This window comes from Streptomyces sp. NPDC057302 (genome assembly GCF_042667685.1).
GTDB lineage: Bacteria > Actinomycetota > Actinomycetes > Streptomycetales > Streptomycetaceae > Streptomyces.
Map to the genome: position 1 here is coordinate 119,263 of NZ_JBHUZJ010000001.1, position 22,522 is coordinate 141,784.

Below are 22,522 nucleotides of genomic sequence, written 5' to 3' on the forward strand. Positions count from 1 at the left end.
CGCAATGCCGGTACGGCGCCCGATCGGTGGTGCAGACGGCGCGCTAAACACGGAGAGTAACTATGGCCGACTTGCCGCGAATATGCGCCGCGCGGTGGCCGGGGATGTCACCCGTAGGTATGAACTGGCCCTGAGCGGGCAAGATGTAGATGCCATTCGCGGTGCCGCCCCAGTCCCCGGCGGCGTCGGGCGCCGGCCTCAAGGTCACGCCGCTCGCGTTGTCGTAACTCTTAGTATGCGGGGTGTAGGTAAATGGGGGGTGGACCATGGGCACGCCCGACCCGGGCTTTGGACTGCACCACCGGGTGGTCGATGAATCGATCGTTCTGACGTTCCGCGGCGAGCTGGACGCCTGGGCGGATCTCGAACTCTCGCCGCGCGTCACGCAGTTACTGGACCAACCAGGCGTGGGTGTGGTGGTGGACCTGCGGCAGGTGTCGTTTCTGGACGCCGGCGGCCTGCGGCTGCTGGTGCGCATCAAAGGTCTGGCCATCGAGAGACGGCGTTCTCTGTGCCTCGTGCGCAGCAGCCCGCGCGTCTGGCGAGTGCTGCGCATCACCCGGCTCGACCGCAGTTTCACCGTGCTGGACAGCATGCCGGCCGGTCTGGATACGCCCGACGACTGCGAGGGAGACCTGAACAGACCAGCCTAGAAAGGGAGCAAGTGGCAAATCTCATTACATGATGACCCGAAGCTGGTCCTTGCCGCGTCGCTCCCTGCCGAGCCGGTCCCTGTCGAGCCGGTCCCTGCCGAGCCGGTCCCTGTCGATCCGGTCCCTGCCGGGCGGCTCCCTGCTGCTGACCGCGACCGTTCTGCTCCTCTCCCTGCCCGCCGTCCCGGCAGCCGCTGCGTCCGCCCGTCCCGAGCCGCCGTGCACCGCGGGTACCGCCCCCTACCAGCGCCAGCTGGAGCGGGAGTTGCGCAGGCCGGTCGACGGAGTCCAGTCGCCCCAGGACTGCGTGGCGATCCGGAAGTTGCAGCACCGCCTCGGCGTCTCTCCCGCCGATGGGCGTGCCTCGCTGCGCACGTACCGGACGGTGGTCGCCGACAAGGCGCGGCGTGACCCCGCCGCCCGCCTGGGCTGCCCGTCCCGGGCGTACCGAGTGGTCTGCGTGGACCTGACCCGGCAGATCCTCTGGGTGCAGGTGGGGCGGCGCCTCGTCTTCGCGCCGGTGCCGGTGCGCAGCGGGCGTGACGGTCTGGAGACGCGGCGCGGCTGGCACCGCATCTACTGGAAGCACCGCAACCACTTCTCCACGATCTACGACGTACCGATGCCCTACGCCCAGTTCTTCAACGGCGGCCAGGCCCTGCACGGCACCCGGCACGACCTCTTCTCCTCCGGTTCCGGCGGCTGCGTGAACCTGACGGTGGCGGACGCGAAGCGGCTCTACGGGCTGCTGCGCAAGGGGGACCGGATCTACGTGTGGGGAACGAAGCCCGGCACCGGCGGCTGACCGACCGGCGGCTGACCGACCGGCGGCCGACCGTCCGGCGGCCGCCGGTGCGCGGGCCTCACCCGAGGCTCAGCCGGGCCACGCGGGGATCAGCCCCTGCCGCCCTTCCCCTTGCCCCCGTCGTCGCGCACATTGCTGAGCCGGACGGTGACGCCCTTGGAGGCGTTCTCCTTGGTCAGCCGGTAGGGGCCGGTTACCGAGGGGGAGGGGAGGCGGTAGCCGTCCGGTACGGCGGTCTCCTTGAGGTAGTAGGTGTCGAGCGGCTGGTCGGTGAAGTCGCAGCGGCCTCGGCCGTCCGTGGCGCAGCCCTGCCCCCTGCGGGTGTCGGGGTTCCCGCCTGTGGTCTGCAGTCCAGCCTTGCCGTTGGTTTCGCGCCACAGTTCGAACACGGCACCGGCCAGCGGGCGCCCGGTGACGCGGTCCGTCTTGCGGACGTGCAGGTCGCCCAGGGTCTTGCCGTCGGGCGTCTTCTTCTTGTTCTTCGCGGTCACGGTGACGCCGTCGCTCGCGTTGGCCTTGGTCACGACCAGCGGGCCGAAGGAGGCGGGCGACGGCAGGTCATAGCTGTTCGGGGCCTTGGTCTCCACCCAGTAGTACGTGCCCGGCGGCACCGTCCGGCGGCACTCGCCACCGGCGTCAGTGGTGCACGGGTCGCCGATCCGGACGTCGGGGTCGTCGCCCGAGGTCTGCACGCCGGGGACCCCGTTGGTCTCGTGCCAGAGCTCGAAGACCGCCCCGGGCAACGCCTTCCCGCTCGCCGAGTCCTTCTTGGCGACCTCGACCTTCCCCGTCACCGTCGGCGCGGGCCCGCACTCGGGCAGGTCGCCCACGAAGGGGTAGTTGTGGAACTCCTGGCCGCCCCCGCCGCTCGCCGAGCTGGTGTGGGTGACCGAACCGGCGGTGTAGAAGCGTCCGTTGATGCCGGGCACGCTGACCGTCGTGTCCGACGCGTCCTGGCCGATCAGTACGCTGCCCTGGAACTGTCCGGTGCCCTTGATCTCCACGTCCGTCGCGTCGGGGAAGTTCCACAGCAGCCGTTCCCGCAGCCTGTTGAGCGGGTCCGTCGCGTCGTCGATGCCGCCGCTGTACGTGTTGACCACCCGCCGGGTGCCCAGCACGTTGACCAGGACCGTCGCCCCGTCCGGGATGTTCACGAACCGGACGCCCTCCTGCCCGCCCGTCGAGCCTGCCAGGTCGAAGTCGACGTTGAACACCTGGAGCGCCGAGGTGCCGTCCCCGGTGAACACCGTCTCGCCGCCCCCGTGCACGGCGGTACCGGTCGGCGTGCGCGTGCCGGCCTCCCCGTGCGCGTAGCACTGGCTGGCCACGCTGAGCCGGCCGCGCAGCGCGGTGTACGGCGCCGCGGCGTCCGCGTCCTCGGTCACGCTCTGGGCCAGGATCGTGCCGCTCGCCGCGCCCGCGTGACGGACGACGCCCTGCTCGGCGAGCAGCCGTTCGCCCGCGGCGACCCTGACGTCGCCACCGGTGGTGAGCCAGTCGGCGCCGACCGGAGGGGCGACCCGGGAGCCGACGCCCGCCTCGCCGATGTTGTAGGCGGCGCTCACCCCGTCCGCCTTGTCCTGGTCGAAGTCGCCGAGGACGACGACGCGCCCCTCGGCCTCCGCGGCGCTCCCGCGCACCAGGAAGTCGCCGCCCGCGAAAATGTTGATCGCGTTGTCGCGGTACTGGATGGGGTCATTGGTGACGGGCGGGTACGGGCCCGGAGGGCAGTAGCCCGGTACGCAGGGGCCGAGCCCGCCGGGAAGCGGCGCGGCCACGGCCCTCGCTGCGGGCGGGTCCCCGGCCGATGCGAAGGCGTTCCCGGAGGGGAGCAGCGGAACGGACGCGGCGACGAACGCACAGCTCAGGGTGGTCAACAGACGTCCGGCGCGCTGCGTGCGGGACATTCCGGGCATGTCGAATACCAGCTCCTCGGGCGATAGGAAAAGCTCCTTACCGGCAGCTTGTGACAGCCCGCTGCCGGGCCCGGTGCGGCACACCCGCGTTCCCTTGGGGAGCGGTCGACTTTCCACTCTCACGGCGGGTTCAGGACTGCGGGCCCGCAGCCCCGCAGCCCCTCAGTCCTCGGGGCGCAGCAGGCCGCGTGCGTACGCCTTGGCCAGCCGTTGGGGCACCAGGTAGGCGGAGCCGTCGACGGTGACCGGCACGAGCTGCGGGGTGCTGGCCTTCCACTGGGCCCGGCGGTGGCGGGTGTTGCTGCGGGACATCTTCCGCTTGGGTACGGCCATGGGTTCGGGTCCTTTCCCGGAGTTGCGACGCCGAGTCTCGGAGTGCGACACCGAGGCTATATGAAAATGGATCCCATTTCGAATTAGGTTCGTGCCGGTCTGCTGCTCTGTCGGTCTGCGGGTCTGCGGGTCTGCCGGTTCAATTCCGCGCCGACGGGATCCCGATGCCCGGTTGACAGTCCTGACGCGCCCGCGACAGCATCCGGCCGATGGAGATCACCGACCTGACACCTGCCGAACGCCGCGTCTGGCAGGCGTTTTCGCTCGGCGACGGCGTCGATTTCCGTGCGCGCTCCGAGGACGGCGAGAGCCCCGGGGACGATCCCCTGGCCGGTGCGTCCTGGGGCCCCGAGCGGACGGTGCGTGCCGAGGTGCTGCGGGCGCTGCTCCTCAACGGGCCCACGCAGGACGGTGAGATAGCGGGCATGAAGCTGACGGGTGCGCGGATCACCGGGTACCTCAACCTCATGTACGGGACGGTCGAGCACCCCGTACGGCTGCGGTCCTGCCACTTCGACGAGGCGCCGAACCTGAACGGCGCCCAGATCCGCACCCTGGCGCTCAACGACTCGGTCCTGCCCGGGTTCATGGGGGCCACCCTCCGGGTCGAGCAGGCCCTGCGGATCTCCTGTTGCCGGATTGCGGGCCCGGTGCGGCTCGCGGGCGCGCAGATCACCGGCGCCTTCTTCGCCAACGGTGCGGAGCTGGGCACCCCGCCCGAGCCCGGCGCCTCGCCCGCCCTGGATCCCGAGGCGGCGGCGGAAGCGGTGCTCCAGCTGAACCATGCGGTGATCGGATCCGACGTATGGGCGCCGGACCTGGTGGCCCACGGCCAGGTCCGGATGAACGGCGCCACCGTCGGGGGCCAGGTCAACCTCGACGGCGCCGAACTGGGGGGCGCCGGTGAAGTCGCCCTGGAGGTCGAGACCCTGTCGGTCGGCACCGATCTGCGGGCCAAGCGACTGCGTGCCCGCGGCGCGGTCAACATGAGCGGTGCCAGAATTCCGCGGCACGTCAATCTGGCCTACGCCCGCCTCTCCCACCCCGGTGGGACGGCGCTGCGGGCCAGCAGCTGTGTCATCGGCGAGCTGTGGCTGCGGGAGGCCGCTCCGATCCAGGGCATCGTGAACCTGCGCCGCTCCCAGGTGGACCTGCTGTACGCCTCTCCGGAGGTGTGGCCGGAGCAGGTCAAGCTCGACGGCCTCGGCTACCGCAGGCTCGCCCCGGACCTGCCCGCGGAGCAGCGACTGCCGCTGCTGGAGCGCGAGGCGGTCGGCTATCTCCCGCAGAGCTACGAGCAGTTGGCCGCCGCGTACCGCACGGTGGGCGACGAGGCCGGCGCCCGCACCGTGCAACTGGCCAAGCTCCGCCGCCACCGGCGCACCCTGCCCCCGTACGCAAGAATCTGGGGCCACCTCCAGGACGTGACCGTCGGCTACGGATTCCGTCCGATGCGCGCCGCCGGGTGGCTGCTCGTCCTGCTGCTCACCGGCGCGCTCGCCTTCGCCCTCCACCATCCGCGCCCGCTGAAGTCCGACGAGGCGCCCACCTTCAACCCCGTGTTCTACACGCTTGACCTGCTCCTTCCGATCATCGGCTTCGGGCAGGAGTCGGCCTTCGCGCCGGACGGCCGGTACCAGTGGCTCTCGTATCTGCTGGTCGCCACGGGCTGGGTCCTGGTCACCACGGTGGCGGCCGGCATCACGCGCTCGCTCAGCCGCCAGTGACGAGCCGCGAGTGACGAACATCGCCGACCTGTACCCAGGCGGGGCGACGATCGATATCCTCCAGCGAAACGCTCAAACGAACACCTGACGGGTACGTGGCGAGGGGGTCGGCAGCATGCGGGAGCCGAGGGATGTCAGGCGGCAGCGGATACTCGCGGTCGTGGAGTCGCGCGGTGAGGCCCGGCTGAGCGATCTCGCCGACGATCTGGAGGTCTCGGTGATCACCGTGCGCCGGGACGTCGAAGACCTCGCCCGCGAGGGCAGGTTGCGGCGCGGGCACGGCGTGGCGCGGTCGGTCGGGCCCGTGGAGCGGAGCACCGCGCCCGCCGAGCCGGTGACGAGCGGTGGGGCCGTCGCCCTGATGGTGCCCGAGCGGCACACCTACCTGTACGAGACGATGCACGGGGCCCGAGGCGTCCTGAACGAGGCGGGCGTGCGGGTCGCGCTGCACATCGCGCCGCAGGTGGAGGGCGCCGAACGGCCGCTGGTGGAGCGGGTGTTGGCCGAGGGCGTGCGGGGGCTCCTGATCGCCCCGCGCTGGCGCACCGCTGCCGAGGAGGAGGGGGACTACGACTGGCTCGCGGCGTCGGGTGTGCCCACCGTCCTGATGGAGCGGCGGCCGCGTGCGGGAAGTGCGCTGCACGCCATGGACCAGGTCTGCACCGACCACTGGTACGGCATGCATCTCGCCGTGGACCATCTCGCCGGGCTCGGCCACCGGCGGATCGTCCTGGCCGCGCGCGACGACAGCCCGACGGCCCGCGCGCTGCGTACGGCCTTCGCCGAGATCGCCGCGTCCCGGCCCGAGATCGAGGACTGGAGCGTCATGCTCAGCGCCGAGGGCGCGGGACCCGGCCGGGTGCGCGAACCGCTCGACCTCGCGGCGCGGCTGCGCGAACGCGGGGCGACGGCCGCCGTGCTGCACGGCGACGTCGACGCGCTGATGCTGGTGCAGCAGCTCATGGACCGCGGGATGCGGGTGCCGCAGGACTGCTCCGTGGTGGCGTACGACGATGTGGTGGCCGCGCTCGGCAGCACGCCGCTGACCGCCGTGGCCCCGCCGAAGCACGAGGTGGGGCGGACGGCGGCCGGGCTTCTGCTGCGCAGGCTCGACGAGTTGGCGGGACAGGGCGCCGGGACGACGCAACGGGTGGAGCTTCTGCCGGAGCTCAAGGTCCGCGGATCCGCCACACACCGTGAGATCGTTTGACCGCTTCAGTTTCTTTTGATCGGTCTATTGACCGGCATCGTTCACGCGATCAGGATTCCCGTGTCCCGAACAAGAGCCGCGGGAGGCACCCATGCCTGGTCGACCGAGCCGCCGGTCCCTGCTCGCCGTGACGGCCGCAGTTCCCATGGCAGGTGCGCTCAGCGCCTGTTCGGGCAGCACGGGCCGTACGCCGCGCAGCAAGGGCGGCACCACACGCGTCACCTTCTGGTCCGCACTGCGCGGAAGCCAGGAAGTGGTCGACGCGTTCAACAAGACCCACGACCGCGTCCAGGTCGAGTTCCAGCAGATCCCGTCCGGCGCCATGGGCGGATACGCCAAGCTCAGCAACGCGGCCCGGGCCGGAAACGCACCGGACGTCGCCACCATCGAGTACCCCCAGGTCCCCGGCTTCGCCATCGACGGCGTCGCCCGGGACATCACCTCGCTGATGAGTGAGCGGCTGCGCGCGAAGCTGCTGCCGCAGGCTCTTGGCCTCACCACCTTCGAGAAGCGGGTCTTCACCGTTCCGCTGGACATCGAGCCGATGGTCCTGCACTACCGCGCCGACCTGTTCGACGCGTACGGGATCGAAGTCCCGCGCACCTGGGACGAGTTCACCGAAGCCGCACGCACCGTACGCAACAAGTCGCGCGACCGGCGCATCGCGCTCTTCCCCACCGACGGCGGCCCGCAGTTCGCCTGCTGGGCGTGGCAGGCGGGTGCCCAGTGGTTCGACACCCGCGACGGCGCCTGGAACGTCTCGCTCATGGACCGGCCGACCCGGAACGTCGCGGCGTACTGGCAGCGGCTCATCGACGAGGAACTGCTCTTCGTCAACGCCTCCGAGAGCAGGCACTACGACGCGCAGCTCGGCGAGGACCTGATCCTGGCCCGGCTCAGCGGCGCCTGGGACGCGGGATCACAGATGAACGCGAGGCCCGCGCAGAAGGGCCGGTGGGCGATCGCCCCGCTCCCGCAGTGGGACCCGGACAACCCGGTCGTCGGCACCCACGGCGGCTCCACCTTCGCCGTCACGAAGGACAGCGAACACCCCGAAGCCGCCATGGAGTTCATCGAGTGGCAGGTCTCGCACCCCGACGCCCTGCGCGCCCGTCTCTCCAGCGGGACCAGCAGCCAGTATCCGGCCGTGCCCGACCTGGTGTCCGTGGGTCGCAAGGCCTTCGACCGCACCTACTACTCGGGCCAGGACATCTACCGCCTCTTCGAGGAACAGGCCGAGACGATCCGCGACGGCTGGGTCTGGGGCCCGCGGATGACCGCCACCCTGAAGCTGATGCAGGACGGCTTCGCCCGCGCCGGCGGCGGCAAGGGCTCGCTGCTCGACGCCGTACACGCGGCGCACGACGGAACGATGCCGGACCTCAAGGCCCTCGGCCTCTCGGTCACCGAGCGCGGCACATGACGGGACCGAGCGCCCGAGCGCGAGCCAAGCCCTCGGAGGCTCCGGCGCGCCCGAAGCCCCCGAACGCGACGAGCACCAGCAGAAAGGCAGGTGACCCCCGATGACCACGACCGCGCCCCCGGCCCACGCCACCCGCACCGCCGAAGCCCCCGTACCCGACCGCCGCGACCGACGCGCCCGCACGCGTGCCCGGCGCCGTGAACACGTGGCGTGCGGCGTCCTGATGACCCCCTTCCTGATCCTGCTGGTGGCGGTCTTCCTGATACCCGTCGCCACCGCGGTCTGGCTGAGCTTCTTCAGCGACGACCAGCCGGGCCTCGGCTTCGGCCCGGAGAACACGGTCTTCGTCGGCCTGCGCAGTTACACGGCCGTCCTCACCGACCCGACCTTCCTCGGCAGCCTCGGCGTCGTCGCCCTGTACTGCCTGATCTACATCCCGCTCATGGTGATCGGCGCCCTCGCTCTTGCCCTGCTGCTCGACTCGGGCGTCGTGAGGCTGCGCGCCTGGGCCCAGTTGGCGCTTTTCCTGCCGCACGCGGTGCCGGGCATCATCGCGGCCCTCATCTGGCTGTACCTCTACACGCCGGGACTCAGTCCGGTCGTCGACCTGCTCTCCCAGGGTGACATCCACATCGACTTCCTCGGAGTGAACACCGTGCTTCCGTCGATCGTGAACATCGCCTTGTGGAGCAACCTCGGCTACAACATGGTGATCTTCTACGCCGCCTTGCAGGCCGTGCCCCGAGAAGTGATCGAGGCCGCCGTCGTGGACGGCGCGGGCCCCGTGCGCACCGCGTTCCAGATCAAGGCGCCTCTCGTGCGCTCGTCGATCGTCATGGTCGCCATGTTCACCCTGATCTGGGCACTGCAGCTGTTCACCGAGCCGATGCTGCTCAGCCAGTCGTCCCCGATGGTCAACTCCCGCTTCTCGCCCAGCATGTACATCTACGACGCGGCCTTCACCCGCAACAACTACGGGCTCGCCGCCGCCGCTTCGGTGATCCTGCTGCTGTGCACGGTCGCCCTCTCGTACGGCGTCACCCGCTGGACCAACCGCTCCCAGAAGGAGGCCGCACGATGAGCGCCGACACCCTCACCGCGCACCGCCCCCGCCTCCTGGGCCGCACCGTCGTGAACACCGTGGTCGGCGTCGCGGTGCTCTACACGCTGCTGCCCGTCCTGTGGCTGGTGCTCGCCGCGTCCAAGAGCAGGGACGCGCTGTTCAGCAGCGACTTCTTCTCCCTCTCCGACTTCTCCTTCATGCAGAACCTGCGCGACCTGTTCGCCATGGACGGCGGCCTCTACGGCCGCTGGTACGCCAACAGCCTCCTGTACGCCGTCCTGGGCGCCGCGATCAGCGCGCTGGTGAGCGTCGCCTGCGGCTACGCCTTCGACAAGTACCGCTTCGCGCACAAGGAGAAGGTGTTCGGCCTGGTGCTCGCGGCGGTGATGGTGCCGCAGACGGTGCTCGCGCTTCCGCTGTACCTGATGGCCTCGGCCACGGGCGTCGTCGACACCTTCTGGGCGGTGTTCATACCGGTCCTCTTCAACCCGTTCGGCGTCTATCTGGGCCGCATTTTCAGCCAGGGATACGTGCCCGACGAGGTGCTCGAGGCGGCCCGTGTCGACGGGGCGGGGGAGCTCACCACGTATGTGCGTGTCTCGCTGCGGATGCTGGGCCCCGGCCTGGTCACGGTGTTCCTCTTCCAGCTCACCGCCATCTGGAACAACTTCTTCCTGCCCATGGTGATGCTCTCGGACGAGAAGCTTTACCCGGTCAGTCTCGGCCTCTACACCTGGAACAGTTCGGCCACCGTCTCGCCCGAGTACTACCCCGTGGTGATCATTGGTTCGCTCCTCGCGGTACTGCCGCTGATCCTCGCCTTCATCCTGCTGCAGCGCTTCTGGAAGTCGGGTCTCACCGCGGGCTCGGTCAAGTGAGCGATGAGATGGATGAGCACCATGTGAAAGGGAATGTCTTGATGAACGGCAGCCACCGTCCGCCCACCGCGCTCGCCATGGCGCGGGACGCGGCGACGGCCGTGCTCGGCCCCGACGCCCTCGCCGCACTCGGCCGGGTCTGCGATCTGGTGCCGGACACCGTCCTGGACGACTTCGGCACGGAGCGGGCGCGCGCCGTGCTCCGGGAGGTGGAGGTCCTGGTCACCGGCTGGGGCTGCCCGCCGCTCGACGCCGCCGCGCTCGCGGCCGCGCCCCGGCTGCGGGCCGTCGTGCACACCGCGGGGTCGGTACGCGGCCACATCACCCAGGAGTGCTGGGAGCGCGGCATCGAGGTGTCGTCGGCCGCCGCGGCCAACGCCCTGCCCGTCGCCGAGTACACCGTCGCCATGATCCTGCTCACCGGCAAGCAAGTAATGGAGCGCGCAAGGGAGTTCAAGGCCACGCGTCGGCGTGACGACTGGCTCGGCCTCGCGAACGGCGTGGGCAACTACGGCCGCACCGTCGGCATCCTCTCCGCCTCGATGATCGGCCGCCGCGTCATCGAGCTCCTGCGCCCCTACGACCTCCAGGTACTGCTGCACGACCCGTACGTGTCCGACGAGGAGGCCCGAGCGCTGGGCGTGCGGCCGGTCGGCATCGCCGAGCTCTTCTCCGGCAGCGACGTCGTCAGCGTCCACACCCCGCTGCTGCCCGCCACCCGCGGCCTGGTCGGCCGCGAACTGATCGCCGCGATGCGCCACGACGCGGTGCTCATCAACACGGCCCGCGGCGCGGTCCTCGACCAGGACGCCCTCACCGAAGCCGCGCTCGCCGGCCGGGTCCGTGCCGTCCTCGATGTCACCGACCCCGAAGTCCTGCCCCCCGACCACCCGTTGTGGGAGTGCGACCACGTCACGATCACCCCCCATCTGGCCGGTTCGCAGGGCAACGAATGGGGACGCCTCGCCGATCTCGCCGTGGCCGAGGTCGGCCGCTGGGCCGCGGGCGACGGATTCGCCCATGCCGTACGACGCGAAAGGCTGGCCTACCTCGCATGAGCATCCCCGGACTTCCCGGACGCCCCGGACTCCCCGAGGACAACCGGGAGTTGAGCCCGTACACCGGCTACACGCGCGCACACTGGGAGGCCGCCGCCGACGGTCTCCTGGGCGCCGCCTGGCAGTGGGCCACGCCGCGTGGCGCGCTGCTCGACCTGCCGGGACGGCCCTCCGCGTCGGGCGTACGCTCGGACGGCCTGGAGGGATACGCGCGCACCCTGCTCGCCGCCGCGTTCCGGGTGGCGGGAGCCGAAGGCAAGGACCCGCACGGCTGGCTCGACCGGTACGCGGAAGGCCTCGCGGCAGGCACCCGCACGCCGGGCCGTGACGACACCGAGTCCTGGCCGGTGATCCTCGACCACCACGTCCAGGGCCAGCCGATGGTCGAGTCCGCGTCCGTCGCCCTCGGCCTGCGGCTGACCCGCCCCTGGCTGTGGGACCGGCTCGACACCGACGTACAGGACCGGGCGGCGCGGTGGCTGCGCGGCGCGATCCGTCACGTCCCCGCGCCCAACAACTGGTACCTCTTCCCCTACACCGTGGCCGGTTTCCTGGAGTCGGTGGGCCGCGGCGACGCGGAGACGGCCCGCGCACGCGAGCGGGCCCTCGCCCTCCTGGAAACCTGGTACCGCGGCCAGGGCTGGTACGCCGACGGGGACGGCCGCGCCTTCGACCACTACAACGGCTGGGCCCTGCACCTCTACCCGACACTCGATGCCCAACTGGCGGGTGATGTACGTCAGTTGGACCACCTTGGCGCCCGCCTGCACGAGCACCTGGAGAGCTTCGGGCTCCTCTTCGGGGGAGACGGCGCCCCGATCCACTTCGGCCGCTCCCTGACCTATCGCTTCGCCGCGGGGGCGTCCGTGGCCCTCGGCGCGCTCACCGGCCACACGCCGCTCAGCCCCGGCGCCTCGCGCAGGATACTCAGCGGATCGCTGCGCTACTTCCTCGACCGCGGCTCCGTCGGCGCCGACGGGCTGCTCGGCCTCGGCTGGCACGGCCCGCACGAGGCGACCCTTCAGTCCTACTCGGGGCCCGCGTCGCCGTACTGGGCGTCGAAAGCGTTCGTCGGCCTCCTCGCACCGGCCGGCCACCCCCTGTGGACCGCCACGGAGGAATCCGCCCCCAGCGAGCGCCACGACCGGATCCTGGCGCTGCCCGCGCCCGGCCTCCTGATCCAGAGCACCCACGCCGACGGGATCGTCAGGCTGCACAACCACGGCAGCGACCACGCCCGCCCGCACGAGGCAGAGGCCGCGGCCCACGAGGACCCGCTCTACGCCCGCCACGCCTACTCCACCAGGACAGGCCCCACGGCCCGCGGCAACACCGCGGACAACCATCTGACCGTGGAGGTGGCGGGAGTGCGCAGCGCCCGCTGCCGCATCCGTCCGCTGGGCGCGGGCCAGGGCGACGGCTGGGGCTGGGCCGCGTCCCGGCACACCCCGGCCTTCGTGAGCGGCCCGCCGATGGTGCCGGGACTGGGCGTGGAGAGCGTCACCGTGGCCAGGGGCCGCCACGAACTGCGCGTGCACCGCGTCGTGGGCGCACCGCACGGCGCCCGCGTCACCCACACCGGCTGGGCCACGGGCCCCGAGGAGCCCCTGCTCTCCGCGCTGCACCCCTTGCACGGCTGGAGCGGCCAGGGCGAACAGCGCGCACCCCAGGGCACGGCCTTCACCCGGTGGGCCCGCATGCCGCGGCTCACGGCCGACGCGGAGGGCACGGCCGTGTACGTCGCCCTGGCCACGCTCACCGCCGAACCGGCCCCCGCACCATCGGCCGACGCGGCCACCGTGGTGAGCGCGACGGGGGACACCGTCGAGGTGCGGTGGACGGACGACGGCTCCCTGACACGGATCGCCTTCGCACCCCTGACGGTGGAGCACGGGCGGACGGCGGAGCCCGGGTGACTTGACCCTCACGTCGCGTCAGGCCGCACGCTGTACGCGACGAAAGGCGAGGTCCATGAGTTACACCGTCGGGCAGGTCTCCGGTTTTGCCGGGGTCACCGTCCGTACTCTGCATCACTACGACCGGTCCGGGCTGCTCGTGCCCGGCGAGCGGAGTGCGGGCGGGTACCGCCTGTACGGCGAGGCCGATCTGGCCCGCCTGCAGCAGATCCTCTTCTACCGCGAACTCGGCTTCGCCCTGGAGGAGATCGCGGAGATCCTCGCGGACCCGCATGCCGACGCGCTCGAACTGCTGCGGGCGCGGCACAAGGCGCTGGTGGAGCAGATCGGCAAGCTGGGCCGCCTGGTGGAGGTCGCCGAGCGGGCCATGGAGGTGCAGCAGACCGGCGTGCGGCTCAGCCCGCAGGAGCGGTTCGAGGTGTTCGGCGAGATCACCTTCGACCTGAGCTACGCCACCGAGGCCGGGCTCAAGTGGGAGAACAGCGCGGGCCACAGAGAGGCGATGAGCCGCGCCGCGGCCCACTCCAAGGAGGACTGGGCCCGGCTCATGGGTGAGGCGGCCGACTGGCGGGCCGAACTCCTCAAGGCGTTCGACGAGGGCGAACCCGCCGAAGGGAAGCGCGCCAGGGCGCTCGCCGAGGAACACCGCCGGCACATCACCCGCTGGTTCACGCCCTGCCCGCCCGCCATGCACCTGCGCATCGCCGACGACTTCGCCGACGATCCCCGCGCCTTCGCCCTGGTGGTGCCGCCTTCGGAGCAGCGGCCCGGCCTCGCCGCGTTCCTGTACGCGGCGGTACGGGCCAACGCCGAGAAGGGCGGGAGCGAGGTGGAGAGCCGATGAGGATTCTGCTGGCCGCCGCCGGGTCGTACGGCGATGTCGCCCCGTACACCGGCCTCGGCGCCCGGTTGCGGGCGGCGGGCCACGACGTCGCCATCGCCACGCAGGAGTCCTTCGCGCCGCTGGTGCGGGGCGCCGGGCTCACCTTCCGCCCCCTGCCGGCGCAGACGAGCGGCGCCGACGCCGGCGGGGGGAAGCGGCAGCTGATGCGCACGGCTGCCGCGTTCGTACGGCAGCTGGGGTCCGGGCTCGCCGACGCGGCGGAACCCGGCGCGGACGTCCTGCTGCTCTCGACGACCACGGCCCCGCTGGGCTGGCAACTGGCCGAGGCCATGGGCGTACCCTCCCTGGGCGTCTACCTGCAACCCACGCACCCCACAAAGGAGTTCGCACCGGTGGTGACCGGCGGCAGGTCGCTCGGCAGCCTCGGCAACCGCGCGCTCGGCCGCTTCTCCCTGCGGATGGCGGACCGTGTCTACGCCGACGCGGTCGCGGACCTGCGGGCACGTCTCACGCTGCCTTTGGCCACCTTGGGTGCCGTCAGACGGCGCCAGGAAGCGGCCGGGTGGCCGGTCCTGTACGGGTTCAGCACCGCCGTCGTGCCCCGGCCCGCCGACTGGCGCGACGGCCTCGACGCCGTCGGCAACTGGTGGCCGCACCACGACCCGGACATTCCGCTGCCCGCCCGCTTCGAGGAGTTCCTGCGGGCCGGGCCGCCGCCCGTCTTCATCGGGTTCGGCAGCATGGCCGCGGGGGAGGGGGCGCGACTGAGCGAGTTGGCCGTCTCCGCGCTGCGGCGGGCCGGGCTGCGGGGAGTCCTCCAGGAGGGGCGTGCGGGCCTGATGGCCCATGGAGACGACATCCTCTCCGTCGACGAGGTGCCCCATGCGCTCCTGTTCCCGCGGATGGCCGCCGTGGTCCACCACGCGGGCGCCGGAACCACGGCGGCGGGGCTGCGGGCCGGGGTGCCCGCGATCCCCGTACCCGTCATGGCGGACCAGCCCTTCTGGGCCGCGCGGATCGCGGGCATCGGCGCGGCCACCGCGCCCCTCCCGTTCAAGGAGCTCACGGCGCAGCGCCTCGCCGAGCGCATCGGGCGTGCGGTGCGCGAGACCTCGTACAAGGAAGCCGCCCGTGCCGTCTCCCGCCGGATGGGCGCGGAGGACGGCGCCGGTCATGTCCTGAAGGCGGTCGAGCGGCTCGGATAGTGCGGCGCCGACGGCATGTCCCTAGCCCGAGCGGCCGAACGGGCAGGTCGTGATGGTCATGACGGAGCCGGAGCGTGGAAGCCTGCAGACATGACCGAAAGCGCGAGCCTCTATATGGCGAATCCTCGGATCACCGTCCTCGGCGTCAACCCCGGCCGACCGCCCTTCCGCATCGTGGAGCTCGACGGGGAGGTGGTCGGCGAGGCCAGGGAACTCGTCGATGTCCTGGAGGTGGCCGCCCAGGCGGGCATGGTCGTACACGACGTGGACGACCCGGACCAGGTGCTCTGGGTGGGCGGAGACAAGTTCACCTGGAAGCCGAAGGCCTCGACGGAACCCAGGGCATCAGGGGAACTGGGGGAACTGGGGGAGCTGAGGGGATCGACGGAGCCGAACTAGCCGGAGCGGGGGACTCCCCGGGATCGGGGTACTCCCGAGGGGCGGGCCGGTCGGGCTCGAGGTCGTAGATCCTGTTCAGGAGCTCGGCCTCGTTGCCCGTCAGGCCCGCGCGGCGCAGCGCTTCGTCCGCCTCCGCCATGGGGCCCGCGAGCAGCGAGGCCGCCGCGGCAGGTGAGGGGCCGGACAGCGCGGCGCGTGCGGTGTGCAGCAGCCGCAAGCAGGCCTGGGCTGCGGCCAGTTCGGGGGTCGGCGTGCCGGTCATGTCGAGAGCTCCTCTGCGCGCGGGGTCGGACGGCCCGGTGGTTCGCACCGGTGGACCCTCCACTCTTGCGCACGGGTCTGACAATCGCGTCCCTACGCGGCCGCGGCGCGGCGGGACAGCCGCAGGGTGAGCCCTTCGGGCATGAGGGTCAGGCGCTCGGCGACCCGCAGGCGGTAGCCGGGGTCGGCGTGCAGGTCGTAGCGGCGCAGGAGCAGTCCCAGGACCAAGGTCGCTTCGTGCAGCGCGAACTGACGGCCGATGCAGGCCCGCGCGCCCGTGCCGAACGGCTTGAAGACGTGGGCCGGCCGCGCCCGCACCGCCGAAGGGGCGAACCGGTCGGGGTCGAACTCCTCGGGCCGTTCGCCCCACGCCGCCGGGTCGCGGTGCAGCAGCGTGGCCAGGACGAGCGCCCAGCCGCCCTCGCGCACGGGGTGCGTGCCGCCGATGGTCGTGTCGTGCAGGGCCTGGCGGGAGAAGCCGGGCGCGGTCGGCCACAGCCGCAGCGACTCGTCGAGCACGCGGCGCAGATAGCGGAGCTTGGCGACCTGCTCGTACGCGATTTCCTCCGCGTCGCCCCAGACCTCGTCGACCTCCGCCCGGGCGCGGGCCAGGACTTCGGGGGAGCGCGCGAGGTAGTGCAGCGCGAACGACAGGGCGCCCGATGTCGTCTCGTGCCCGGCGACCAGGAAGGTGATGACCTGACGGCGGATGTTCTCGGCGGAGAGCCGCTCGCCGGTGTCGGGGTGGGCGACCTCCAGCATCCGGTCGAGCAGATCGCCGTCGCCCGGACCTGACGCGGCGCGGCGGGCGGCGACCACGTCGTCGACGGTGCGGTTGAGGTAGGCCATGTCGGCGGCGTTGCGCCGGTTCGCGCCGCGCAGCAGCAGCGGGGCGAGCGCGGGCGGTACGACATTGCGGCGCTGGGCGTAGGAGAGCGTGCCGACCATGGCCGTCACGAACGGGTGCGGGCGGGACCGCTCGAAGGAACCGAAGTCATGCCCGAAACCGGTGCGGGCGATGGTCTCCAGGGTCAGCTTCGTCATGTCGCCGGGCACGTCCACGGACCGGCCGCTCTCCTCGCGCGCGTCCCAGCGGGCGGTCAGCTGCCGGGCCACGTCCAGCATCAGCGGGTGGTACCCGGCCATCGCGTCGCGGCTGAAGCCCGGCGCGAGGATGTCGTGCGCCAGCTGCCAGTTGGGCTCGTGGTTGTACGCGGTGAACAGGCCGTCACCGGCCACCGGCCGCAGATTGGCGACTCCAAGGCCCACATGCTTGGCGAACCGCGACTCGTCCGCCAGCTCGGCCGCGAGTTCGGCGCCCCAGACGAAGACGATCTCCTTGCCGAAGGCCTTGCGGCGGAAGATGGGCCCCAGGCTGCTGCCGAGGCGCATCGAGTCCTGCACCGGCGTGCGGACGTTGGCCCCCAGGACGTCGCCGATCAGCGGCAGACGGCGCGGCGGATGCGGGATGAGGTCGAGGCGGGGCCACCCGAGCTCGGCGCTGCGAAATCCCTTCGGGGCCCCGGAAGGCACGGCGGGCTCAGCCGTCCCAGCACCCTGCGTCACCTGCGCCATGCGTGCCATCTCCCCTGTGCCACAGACCCGTTGAGCCTGTTGTACGTGGATTCAATAAGGGCTTCCAGTCTGGTCCCGCTATTGAATCCACGTCAAGTAAAGTGCTCGCATGGCCGCGAACCCGCAGGAGCGCACGCGCCGCAGACTGAGCACCGAGGAGCGCAGGGAGCAGCTGCTCTCGGCCGGAGCGCGGCTCTTCGCGCAGAATCCGTACGACGACGTATGGGTCGAGCGGGTGGCTGAGATCGCGGGCGTCTCACGCGGCTTGCTCTACCACTATTTCCCGACCAAGAGCGACTTCTTCGCCGCGGTGGTGCAGCGCGAGAGCCGGCGCATGCTGCGCCTGACGGCGGCCGTCCCCGGCATCCCGGTCCGCGACCAGATCGGCACGGGCCTCGACACGTTCCTCGCCTACGTCGAATCGCACGCCGAAGGCTTCCGTGCCTTCCACCGGGCGGAGGAGACGGGCGACGCCACGGTCCGCAGGATCTACCGCGAAGGCCTGGCGGCCCACGAGGACCAGATCCTGGCGGCACTCGCCGCGGACCCCGGGTCGGCGACCGCCGCCCACGAACTGCCCACCCTGCGCCTGGCCGTGCGCGGCTGGCTCGCCTTCATGGTGACCGTCTGCCTGGAGTGGCTGGAGGAGCCGGAGCTGCTGCCTCGCGCGCAGGTGCGCGACCTGTGCGCGAGAGCGCTGCTCGGCGCCATCGCCCCCTGAGGGGACCTCTCTCAGGCCGCCATCGCCAGCGACCTCGTCACCGGCACCACCCGTCCGTCAGGAAGGATCTCGCCGGTGTCGTCGAAGACGATCGTGCCGTTGCACAGCAGGCTCCAGCCCTGTTCGGGGTGGGCGCGGACGATCAGCGCCGCGACGTGGTCGGGGCTGTCGGCGGTCGGGCACGGGGGCTGGTGGGCGCACATGGTGTACCTCCGGGGTGGGGGTCGCGAACCTGGTGCGCGGCCCGGTCTGGTTCGGTTTCTCCTTGTGTGAGTGAAGACTCCGCGGGAGGCATCAACTCATCGCCAGGAGAGGCTACTTCCGACATCAGGCGGGGAGGAAACCGGACCGGAAGTGCGCCAGGACCGTGGTACGTGACGCCGTGTCCGTGAGGCGTCCTGCCGCCCAGAGGAAGAAGTCGTCCGCCTCCGCGTCGATCCAGTCGTACGTAGGGTCGAAGGGGCCGGGATCCGGTGCGGGGTAGAGGAGTTCGAGGGCCGTTCCGTGCGCGCCCTCGACCGTGAAGCGGCGGGTGCCGTTCGGCCCCGCGGACTGATGGGCCGTCACCGTGGCGCAGTCCCAGCGGCGTCGGCCGTACTGGAGCCAGAGCGTCGGCTCGACGTCGGACGGGTCGGCGTACAGCGCCGCTGCCGCTTGGTCGGCCACGTGGGCGAAGCCGTGGCAGCGGCCGGACGCGGGCGAGAGGAGACCCGTCCGGGGGTCGAGGGCCCATGTCCGGCCGTGCTGGTCGTAATCCTGGAGCGGCATCGGGATCAGGCGCGCGGCGGGATGCCGAGTTCCTGGTCGACGGCGGCGCTGGTGCGGGTCGCCGCCTCGATGACCTTGGCCCAGCTGCCGTACTTGGCGTACTGCTGGTCCGCGGTCGGGCCGAGCGGGTTGCCGTACTTCTGCATGTTCCGCTGCTCCAGGGCCTGTACCGCTTCGGGGGACATGCCCGCGCGGGTGATGTCCTTGGCCTCGTTGCGCATGTCGACGAGGACGCGGGCGATCTCCTCGTCGGAGCGGCCCTCCTCGTGCATACGGTCCGCCACGCGCTCCATGGTGTCCAGCAGCCGGTGGTAGCGCAGCCGCACCTCGCGCGCCTGCTCCCGCTCCTCCGGGCTCATCTGCCGGATCAGGCAGACCGCCGGGTCCTTGCTGGTGCAGGGCTCGTCCTGCGCGGGCGGCGGGGCCAGCAGCATGGTCGCGGACGGCGCGTGCCGCGCCAGTGCGTCCGCGTGGGCGTGCGCCGGGGCGAGCAGGGTGCCGCTGAGGGTGGTGAGCAGGGGGAGCAGGAAGAGGACCACGAGGCGGGGCAGGAGCCGCGGGGGGATCCGGCGGGTCCGCTTCGTGGTCGGGGCGGCGGTCACCGCCGGTGCGGCGGGCGGTGCGGGCGGTGTGGGCGGTGGGGGTACGACGGAAGCGGCCATGAGAGGGGCACGCACGTAAGAACTCTCCTTCGCCTGGGAGTTGGGGCGAAGGGGACATTACGGCTCGATAACGGCCACGGTCGGCCGCCCTCGCGGCGCGTCCGGGTGACGTGCCCGCGGGGCCCGGGTGACGTGCCCGGGAGAAGCGCCGCCGGGCCACCGCACACCCGGCTCCCTGCCCGGCTCACCCCGCTCGGCTCACCGCACCGCGACCACCTCACCTGCGGCCGGCGGCCGCAGGCTCAACGCGTGCAGCGCCAGCTGCATCTCGAACTGCGCCACCGGATCGTGCAGCCGGTCACCGAACACCTCGTCGAGCTGCCGCAGGCGATAGCGCACCGTCTGCGGATGCACGGCCAGGCGCGTGGCCACCTCGCTCGCGTTGTGCCCGCACCGCAGCCAGCACAGCAGGGTCTCGGCGAGGCGCTCACGCTGCGGTGACCGCACCTCGTTGAGGGGCAGCAGATGCCGCTGTGCTAGCGCGTCGATCAGCGCCTCGTCGTGGAAGAGCAGCAGCGTCGCCAGATGGTCGGCGCAGTGCAGCAGCCCCGCGCGGGGCAGGATGCCGCGCCGGGACAGCTCCAGTGCGTCGAGCGCCCAGCGCAGCGAGCGCGCGCCCTCGTGCAGCGCGACCGTGGGGCCGATCACCGCGCGCAGCCCCTGTAACGCGGCGGCGATCGAGCGCGCCCGCCCCGGGCCCTCCGGGTCGGGCACCACGATGCAGCCGGGCTGTTCGGAGAAGCGCGCGAGGAACTCCGGCGGCACGATCGGCCTGATGGTCTCCGGGGCGAGGGCATGGTCGATGACGACGACCGCGACCTCGCGCGGGATGGGCCACTGGGCGGTCTGCGCGAGATCGGAGATGGCCTCCGCCGACGCGGGAGGATCGGCGGTCAGCAGGTCGATCAGCCGGGCCCTGCGCTGCTGAAGCTCGCCCGCCGCGTGCAGCCGGGCCTCGGTGTAGCCCGCGGTCGTCGCCGCGGCCATCTCGTCCAGGTGCAGGAACAGGGCCTCGCCGAAGGCCGCGAGGACGTGCCGGGGCAGCAGGTCGGCGTCGACCAGGGCGTTGACCCGGCGCCAGGTGACGCGCGCGCCGAGCCGCAGCGCCGACTGGAAGGAGTCGAGGCTGCGCCCCTCGTCCGCCTCGCCCCTGCCGATGTTCTGGTAGGTGGCCTTCACCGACTCCCAGTCGGTGTCGGGGTGCGCCATCCGGGCCAGGAACCCTTCCAGGGCCTGCTCCACACCCCGGTTCACGACATGCATGTACGTGTCGTCGGTCGGGCGCGCGTACTCCGGTATTTCGGTGCGTATGGCCCGCACCACCTCCGAGGTGATGTCGTCGAGGAACGGTCTCACGTGATCGTGGAGGCCCGAGGGAAAGGCTCTGAAGGCGGCGTACGACTCCTCTGCCGGGGTGCCCGCGGATGCGGATGAGGGTGCGCCTGACGGGGGTATACCGGCGGGCAGCGTCGAACCGTTCACCATGGCGTGCTCCCTCTGCGCGCGGGGGACAAAGGTTTGGTGAAGATACCGCCACGGGTCCGTGGCGGCCCGTCGAGGACGGACAGACATGATGCTGCCTCCTGTCACCCGGGTGACAAGAGGCAGCGCGTGCGAACTAACTCACGCAAGCAGACAGTTGCCGAACTCCGGCCTGCCCTCGAAGCGGTCGCCGAGCCACTTGACCGCGTCGTCCTTCGCCAGCTGATCGGTCGTGAGGTGCTCGCCCGGGTACACCTTCCACTGCGTAGTGACGTTCGCCTTGCAGTACGCCTTGCGCGTCGCGTCCTCGGTCTCGATCGGGATGACCTCCTCCAGGGAGCCGCGGTACTGCAGGACGGGGAAGTCGATCTCGTACCTGGCGCCGGAGCCCGCGCGGCCGATCCCGACGCCGAGCTTCTGCGCGTCGACGACCTGGCCCCATGTCCTGCCGTCCGTGCCCTTGAGCGCGTAGAGCTGCTCCAGGCTCAGTCCGCCCTTGGTGTTGTCCTCGATCTTCTGGCCCGCGAGGGTCGAGATCGTACCGAGCAGACAGTGCGACCTGGCCTTCTTGAGGGTCTCCACGCCCTGGGCGTTCATGAGCTCGTCGAAGGGCATCTGGGGATGCGCGGCGGACAGGCCAAGCACGGCGTCGACCAGGAAACCCGCGAACGGACTGCCGTTGAGCCCCTTGGCGACCACCTTCAAGTCGCCTGGCACACCGCCGGACGCGTCGCCCACGATGTCCAGCTCAGGGGCGTACGAAGCCGCGAGCTGCGCCGCCCACAGGCTGGCCGCGCCGCCTTCGGAGTAGCCCCACAGGCCGATCTTCGTCTTCGGGTCCAGGCCGCTTCCTGGGATGGCGGACGCGGTGCGCGCGATGTCCAGGAGCGCGTGCCCGGCGTCGGCCCCGGAGACGTACGGATGGGTCTGGCCGTTCAGATAGCCCGCGCCGTCCGTCGCCGCGACGGCGTAACCGGCCTTCAGGAGCGCCGCGATGTTCTCTCCCTCGTACTCGTCCTGGAACGCACCCGCGAGCTGCTTGGAGAACGCGCACTGCGAACCGAGCCCCAGCGTCCCGGGGTTGAAGGCCACGACGGGACGGCTGCCCCGCCCTTTCCACTCGGCGTCGGGCACGGCGACGGTGCCGGAGACCGCGACCGACCTGCCCGCGTTGTCCTTCGAGCTGTACTGGACCTTCCAGGCGTGCATCGGGATGTTGCCGGGCACATGGGTGAGCGCGGTCGTCCGGCAGGCGATGACGCTGCCGGGATCGGTCGGGACGGCGCCCGGCACTTGGTAGATCCGCTCGTCCGGGGCGTCGCACGCCGCCGACGCGTCCGGGGTCGCGGCGGCGCCCGCCGTCAGGTTCGTCGCGCCGAGCCCCAGGCCCGCCAGGGCGACGGCCGCGGTCAGCGCGAGCAGCCTCTTCTTCCGTTTCGCTCTTGGCCTGCGCACGGGGGTGCTCCTTCGTCTCGGCTTCGTTTCGAGGGGGATTCGCTGTGCACGCTGCGAAGTTACGGAGCGGTAACCAGGCGTTGATAGTCAGTGGAACCACAGCCCACCGGTCCGGAACTGTGCGTGGGGCACAAGTGGTGGCCCGTCCTCCTGCGCCACGATCAGGTC

The 22,522-nt window shown here is 71.5% G+C and carries 20 protein-coding genes and 1 pseudogene; 13 read left to right on the top strand and 8 right to left on the bottom strand.

Going from position 1 to position 22,522, the window contains the following annotated elements; translation table 11 throughout:
- Nucleotides 1–266 precede the first annotated feature (266 nt).
- Nucleotides 267–653: an STAS domain-containing protein gene (locus tag ACFUPX_RS00525; RefSeq protein WP_383313545.1), complete on the top strand. Its 387-nt coding sequence runs from the start codon at nt 267–269 to the stop codon at nt 651–653.
- A gap of 28 nt (nt 654–681) precedes the next feature.
- A complete protein-coding gene (locus ACFUPX_RS00530) occupies nt 682–1,458 on the top strand; it encodes a L,D-transpeptidase (protein ID WP_383313547.1) in 777 nt (258 codons plus the stop codon).
- 89 nt (nt 1,459–1,547) lie between these two features.
- Here the strand turns inward: ACFUPX_RS00530 and ACFUPX_RS00535 are convergent, their stop codons facing one another.
- On the bottom strand, nt 1,548–3,374 hold the full coding sequence (locus ACFUPX_RS00535; protein WP_383313548.1) for a choice-of-anchor A family protein: 1,827 nt from the start codon (nt 3,372–3,374) through the stop codon (nt 1,548–1,550).
- A gap of 162 nt (nt 3,375–3,536) precedes the next feature.
- Nucleotides 3,537–3,707 carry a 50S ribosomal protein L32 gene (gene rpmF, locus ACFUPX_RS00540; RefSeq protein ID WP_383313551.1) on the bottom strand — a complete coding sequence of 57 codons (171 nt, stop codon included), beginning with the start codon at nt 3,705–3,707 and terminating at the stop codon, nt 3,537–3,539.
- A 209-nt stretch (nt 3,708–3,916) separates the two neighbouring features.
- Here rpmF and ACFUPX_RS00545 point away from each other — a divergent pair, with 209 nt between their 5' ends.
- The 10 genes and pseudogenes from ACFUPX_RS00545 to ACFUPX_RS00590 form a co-directional block, all read left to right on the top strand.
- A complete protein-coding gene (locus ACFUPX_RS00545) occupies nt 3,917–5,434 on the top strand; it encodes a membrane-associated oxidoreductase (RefSeq protein ID WP_383313553.1) in 1,518 nt (505 codons plus the stop codon).
- A 115-nt stretch (nt 5,435–5,549) separates the two neighbouring features.
- On the top strand, nt 5,550–6,644 hold the full coding sequence (locus ACFUPX_RS00550; RefSeq protein WP_383313554.1) for a substrate-binding domain-containing protein: 1,095 nt from the start codon (nt 5,550–5,552) through the stop codon (nt 6,642–6,644).
- A 91-nt stretch (nt 6,645–6,735) separates the two neighbouring features.
- Nucleotides 6,736–8,067 carry an ABC transporter substrate-binding protein gene (locus ACFUPX_RS00555; RefSeq protein ID WP_383313556.1) on the top strand — a complete coding sequence of 444 codons (1,332 nt, stop codon included), beginning with the start codon at nt 6,736–6,738 and terminating at the stop codon, nt 8,065–8,067.
- Nucleotides 8,068–8,167: 100 nt separating this feature from the next.
- The gene (locus ACFUPX_RS00560; protein WP_383313558.1) at nt 8,168–9,148 is read left to right on the top strand and encodes a carbohydrate ABC transporter permease; all 981 of its coding nucleotides are present in this window, start codon (nt 8,168–8,170) and stop codon (nt 9,146–9,148) included.
- Nucleotides 9,145–10,008, top strand: a complete 864-nt coding sequence (locus tag ACFUPX_RS00565) for a carbohydrate ABC transporter permease (RefSeq protein WP_383313560.1) — start codon at nt 9,145–9,147, stop codon at nt 10,006–10,008. Before ACFUPX_RS00560 ends, ACFUPX_RS00565 begins: the two co-directional genes overlap by 4 nt.
- Nucleotides 10,009–10,049: 41 nt before the next feature.
- The gene (locus ACFUPX_RS00570) at nt 10,050–11,066 is read left to right on the top strand and encodes a hydroxyacid dehydrogenase (protein WP_383313562.1); all 1,017 of its coding nucleotides are present in this window, start codon (nt 10,050–10,052) and stop codon (nt 11,064–11,066) included.
- Nucleotides 11,063–12,982 carry a DUF2264 domain-containing protein gene (locus tag ACFUPX_RS00575; RefSeq protein WP_383313564.1) on the top strand — a complete coding sequence of 640 codons (1,920 nt, stop codon included), beginning with the start codon at nt 11,063–11,065 and terminating at the stop codon, nt 12,980–12,982. The genes ACFUPX_RS00570 and ACFUPX_RS00575 overlap by 4 nt, the downstream gene beginning before the upstream one ends.
- 55 nt (nt 12,983–13,037) lie before the next feature.
- Entirely contained in the window at nt 13,038–13,826 is a 789-nt protein-coding gene (locus ACFUPX_RS00580; protein WP_383313566.1) for a MerR family transcriptional regulator, read from the top strand.
- The gene (locus ACFUPX_RS00585; RefSeq protein ID WP_383313567.1) at nt 13,823–15,031 is read left to right on the top strand and encodes a glycosyltransferase; all 1,209 of its coding nucleotides are present in this window, start codon (nt 13,823–13,825) and stop codon (nt 15,029–15,031) included. The genes ACFUPX_RS00580 and ACFUPX_RS00585 overlap by 4 nt, the downstream gene beginning before the upstream one ends.
- Before the next feature lie 90 nt (nt 15,032–15,121).
- Nucleotides 15,122–15,346: pseudogene (locus tag ACFUPX_RS00590) on the top strand (hypothetical protein); the annotation flags it as partial.
- Nucleotides 15,347–15,784: 438 nt separating this feature from the next.
- On the opposite strand, the gene ACFUPX_RS00595 reads toward ACFUPX_RS00590, so the two are convergent.
- Nucleotides 15,785–17,266, bottom strand: a complete 1,482-nt coding sequence (locus ACFUPX_RS00595; RefSeq protein WP_383313569.1) for a cytochrome P450 — start codon at nt 17,264–17,266, stop codon at nt 15,785–15,787.
- Nucleotides 17,267–17,375: 109 nt separating this feature from the next.
- Here ACFUPX_RS00595 and ACFUPX_RS00600 point away from each other — a divergent pair, with 109 nt between their 5' ends.
- Nucleotides 17,376–17,987, top strand: a complete 612-nt coding sequence (locus ACFUPX_RS00600) for a TetR/AcrR family transcriptional regulator (RefSeq protein ID WP_383313571.1) — start codon at nt 17,376–17,378, stop codon at nt 17,985–17,987.
- A gap of 11 nt (nt 17,988–17,998) precedes the next feature.
- Here the strand turns inward: ACFUPX_RS00600 and ACFUPX_RS00605 are convergent, their stop codons facing one another.
- The 5 genes from ACFUPX_RS00605 to ACFUPX_RS00625 all read right to left on the bottom strand — a co-directional run bounded on the left by ACFUPX_RS00605 (nt 17,999) and on the right by ACFUPX_RS00625 (nt 22,354).
- On the bottom strand, nt 17,999–18,190 hold the full coding sequence (locus ACFUPX_RS00605) for a DUF5999 family protein (RefSeq protein WP_383313573.1): 192 nt from the start codon (nt 18,188–18,190) through the stop codon (nt 17,999–18,001).
- Between the two features lie 124 nt (nt 18,191–18,314).
- Entirely contained in the window at nt 18,315–18,755 is a 441-nt protein-coding gene (locus ACFUPX_RS00610) for a hypothetical protein (protein ID WP_383313574.1), read from the bottom strand.
- 5 nt (nt 18,756–18,760) lie between these two features.
- On the bottom strand, nt 18,761–19,432 hold the full coding sequence (locus tag ACFUPX_RS00615) for a hypothetical protein (RefSeq protein WP_383313577.1): 672 nt from the start codon (nt 19,430–19,432) through the stop codon (nt 18,761–18,763).
- A 183-nt stretch (nt 19,433–19,615) separates the two neighbouring features.
- Nucleotides 19,616–20,773 carry a helix-turn-helix domain-containing protein gene (locus ACFUPX_RS00620; protein WP_383313579.1) on the bottom strand — a complete coding sequence of 386 codons (1,158 nt, stop codon included), beginning with the start codon at nt 20,771–20,773 and terminating at the stop codon, nt 19,616–19,618.
- Between the two features lie 267 nt (nt 20,774–21,040).
- Nucleotides 21,041–22,354, bottom strand: coding sequence for a lipase family protein (locus ACFUPX_RS00625; protein ID WP_383313581.1), 1,314 nt, complete (start codon nt 22,352–22,354; stop codon nt 21,041–21,043).
- Between the last annotated feature and the right edge of the window lie 168 nt (nt 22,355–22,522).

What these genes read in the sequence shown, in the direction of transcription:
- ACFUPX_RS00525 (WP_383313545.1), top strand. Translation starts at nt 267, where the DNA reads ATGGGCACGCCCGACCCGGGCTTTGGACTGCACCACCGGGTGGTCGAT.
- ACFUPX_RS00530 (WP_383313547.1), top strand. Translation starts at nt 682, where the DNA reads ATGATGACCCGAAGCTGGTCCTTGCCGCGTCGCTCCCTGCCGAGCCGG.
- ACFUPX_RS00535 (WP_383313548.1), bottom strand. Translation starts at nt 3,374, where the DNA reads ATGCCCGGAATGTCCCGCACGCAGCGCGCCGGACGTCTGTTGACCACC.
- rpmF (WP_383313551.1), bottom strand. Translation starts at nt 3,707, where the DNA reads ATGGCCGTACCCAAGCGGAAGATGTCCCGCAGCAACACCCGCCACCGC.
- ACFUPX_RS00545 (WP_383313553.1), top strand. Translation starts at nt 3,917, where the DNA reads ATGGAGATCACCGACCTGACACCTGCCGAACGCCGCGTCTGGCAGGCG.
- ACFUPX_RS00550 (WP_383313554.1), top strand. Translation starts at nt 5,550, where the DNA reads ATGCGGGAGCCGAGGGATGTCAGGCGGCAGCGGATACTCGCGGTCGTG.
- ACFUPX_RS00555 (WP_383313556.1), top strand. Translation starts at nt 6,736, where the DNA reads ATGCCTGGTCGACCGAGCCGCCGGTCCCTGCTCGCCGTGACGGCCGCA.
- ACFUPX_RS00560 (WP_383313558.1), top strand. Translation starts at nt 8,168, where the DNA reads ATGACCACGACCGCGCCCCCGGCCCACGCCACCCGCACCGCCGAAGCC.
- ACFUPX_RS00565 (WP_383313560.1), top strand. Translation starts at nt 9,145, where the DNA reads ATGAGCGCCGACACCCTCACCGCGCACCGCCCCCGCCTCCTGGGCCGC.
- ACFUPX_RS00570 (WP_383313562.1), top strand. Translation starts at nt 10,050, where the DNA reads ATGAACGGCAGCCACCGTCCGCCCACCGCGCTCGCCATGGCGCGGGAC.
- ACFUPX_RS00575 (WP_383313564.1), top strand. Translation starts at nt 11,063, where the DNA reads ATGAGCATCCCCGGACTTCCCGGACGCCCCGGACTCCCCGAGGACAAC.
- ACFUPX_RS00580 (WP_383313566.1), top strand. Translation starts at nt 13,038, where the DNA reads ATGAGTTACACCGTCGGGCAGGTCTCCGGTTTTGCCGGGGTCACCGTC.
- ACFUPX_RS00585 (WP_383313567.1), top strand. Translation starts at nt 13,823, where the DNA reads ATGAGGATTCTGCTGGCCGCCGCCGGGTCGTACGGCGATGTCGCCCCG.
- ACFUPX_RS00595 (WP_383313569.1), bottom strand. Translation starts at nt 17,266, where the DNA reads ATGGCGCAGGTGACGCAGGGTGCTGGGACGGCTGAGCCCGCCGTGCCT.
- ACFUPX_RS00600 (WP_383313571.1), top strand. Translation starts at nt 17,376, where the DNA reads ATGGCCGCGAACCCGCAGGAGCGCACGCGCCGCAGACTGAGCACCGAG.
- ACFUPX_RS00605 (WP_383313573.1), bottom strand. Translation starts at nt 18,190, where the DNA reads ATGTGCGCCCACCAGCCCCCGTGCCCGACCGCCGACAGCCCCGACCAC.
- ACFUPX_RS00610 (WP_383313574.1), bottom strand. Translation starts at nt 18,755, where the DNA reads ATGCCGCTCCAGGATTACGACCAGCACGGCCGGACATGGGCCCTCGAC.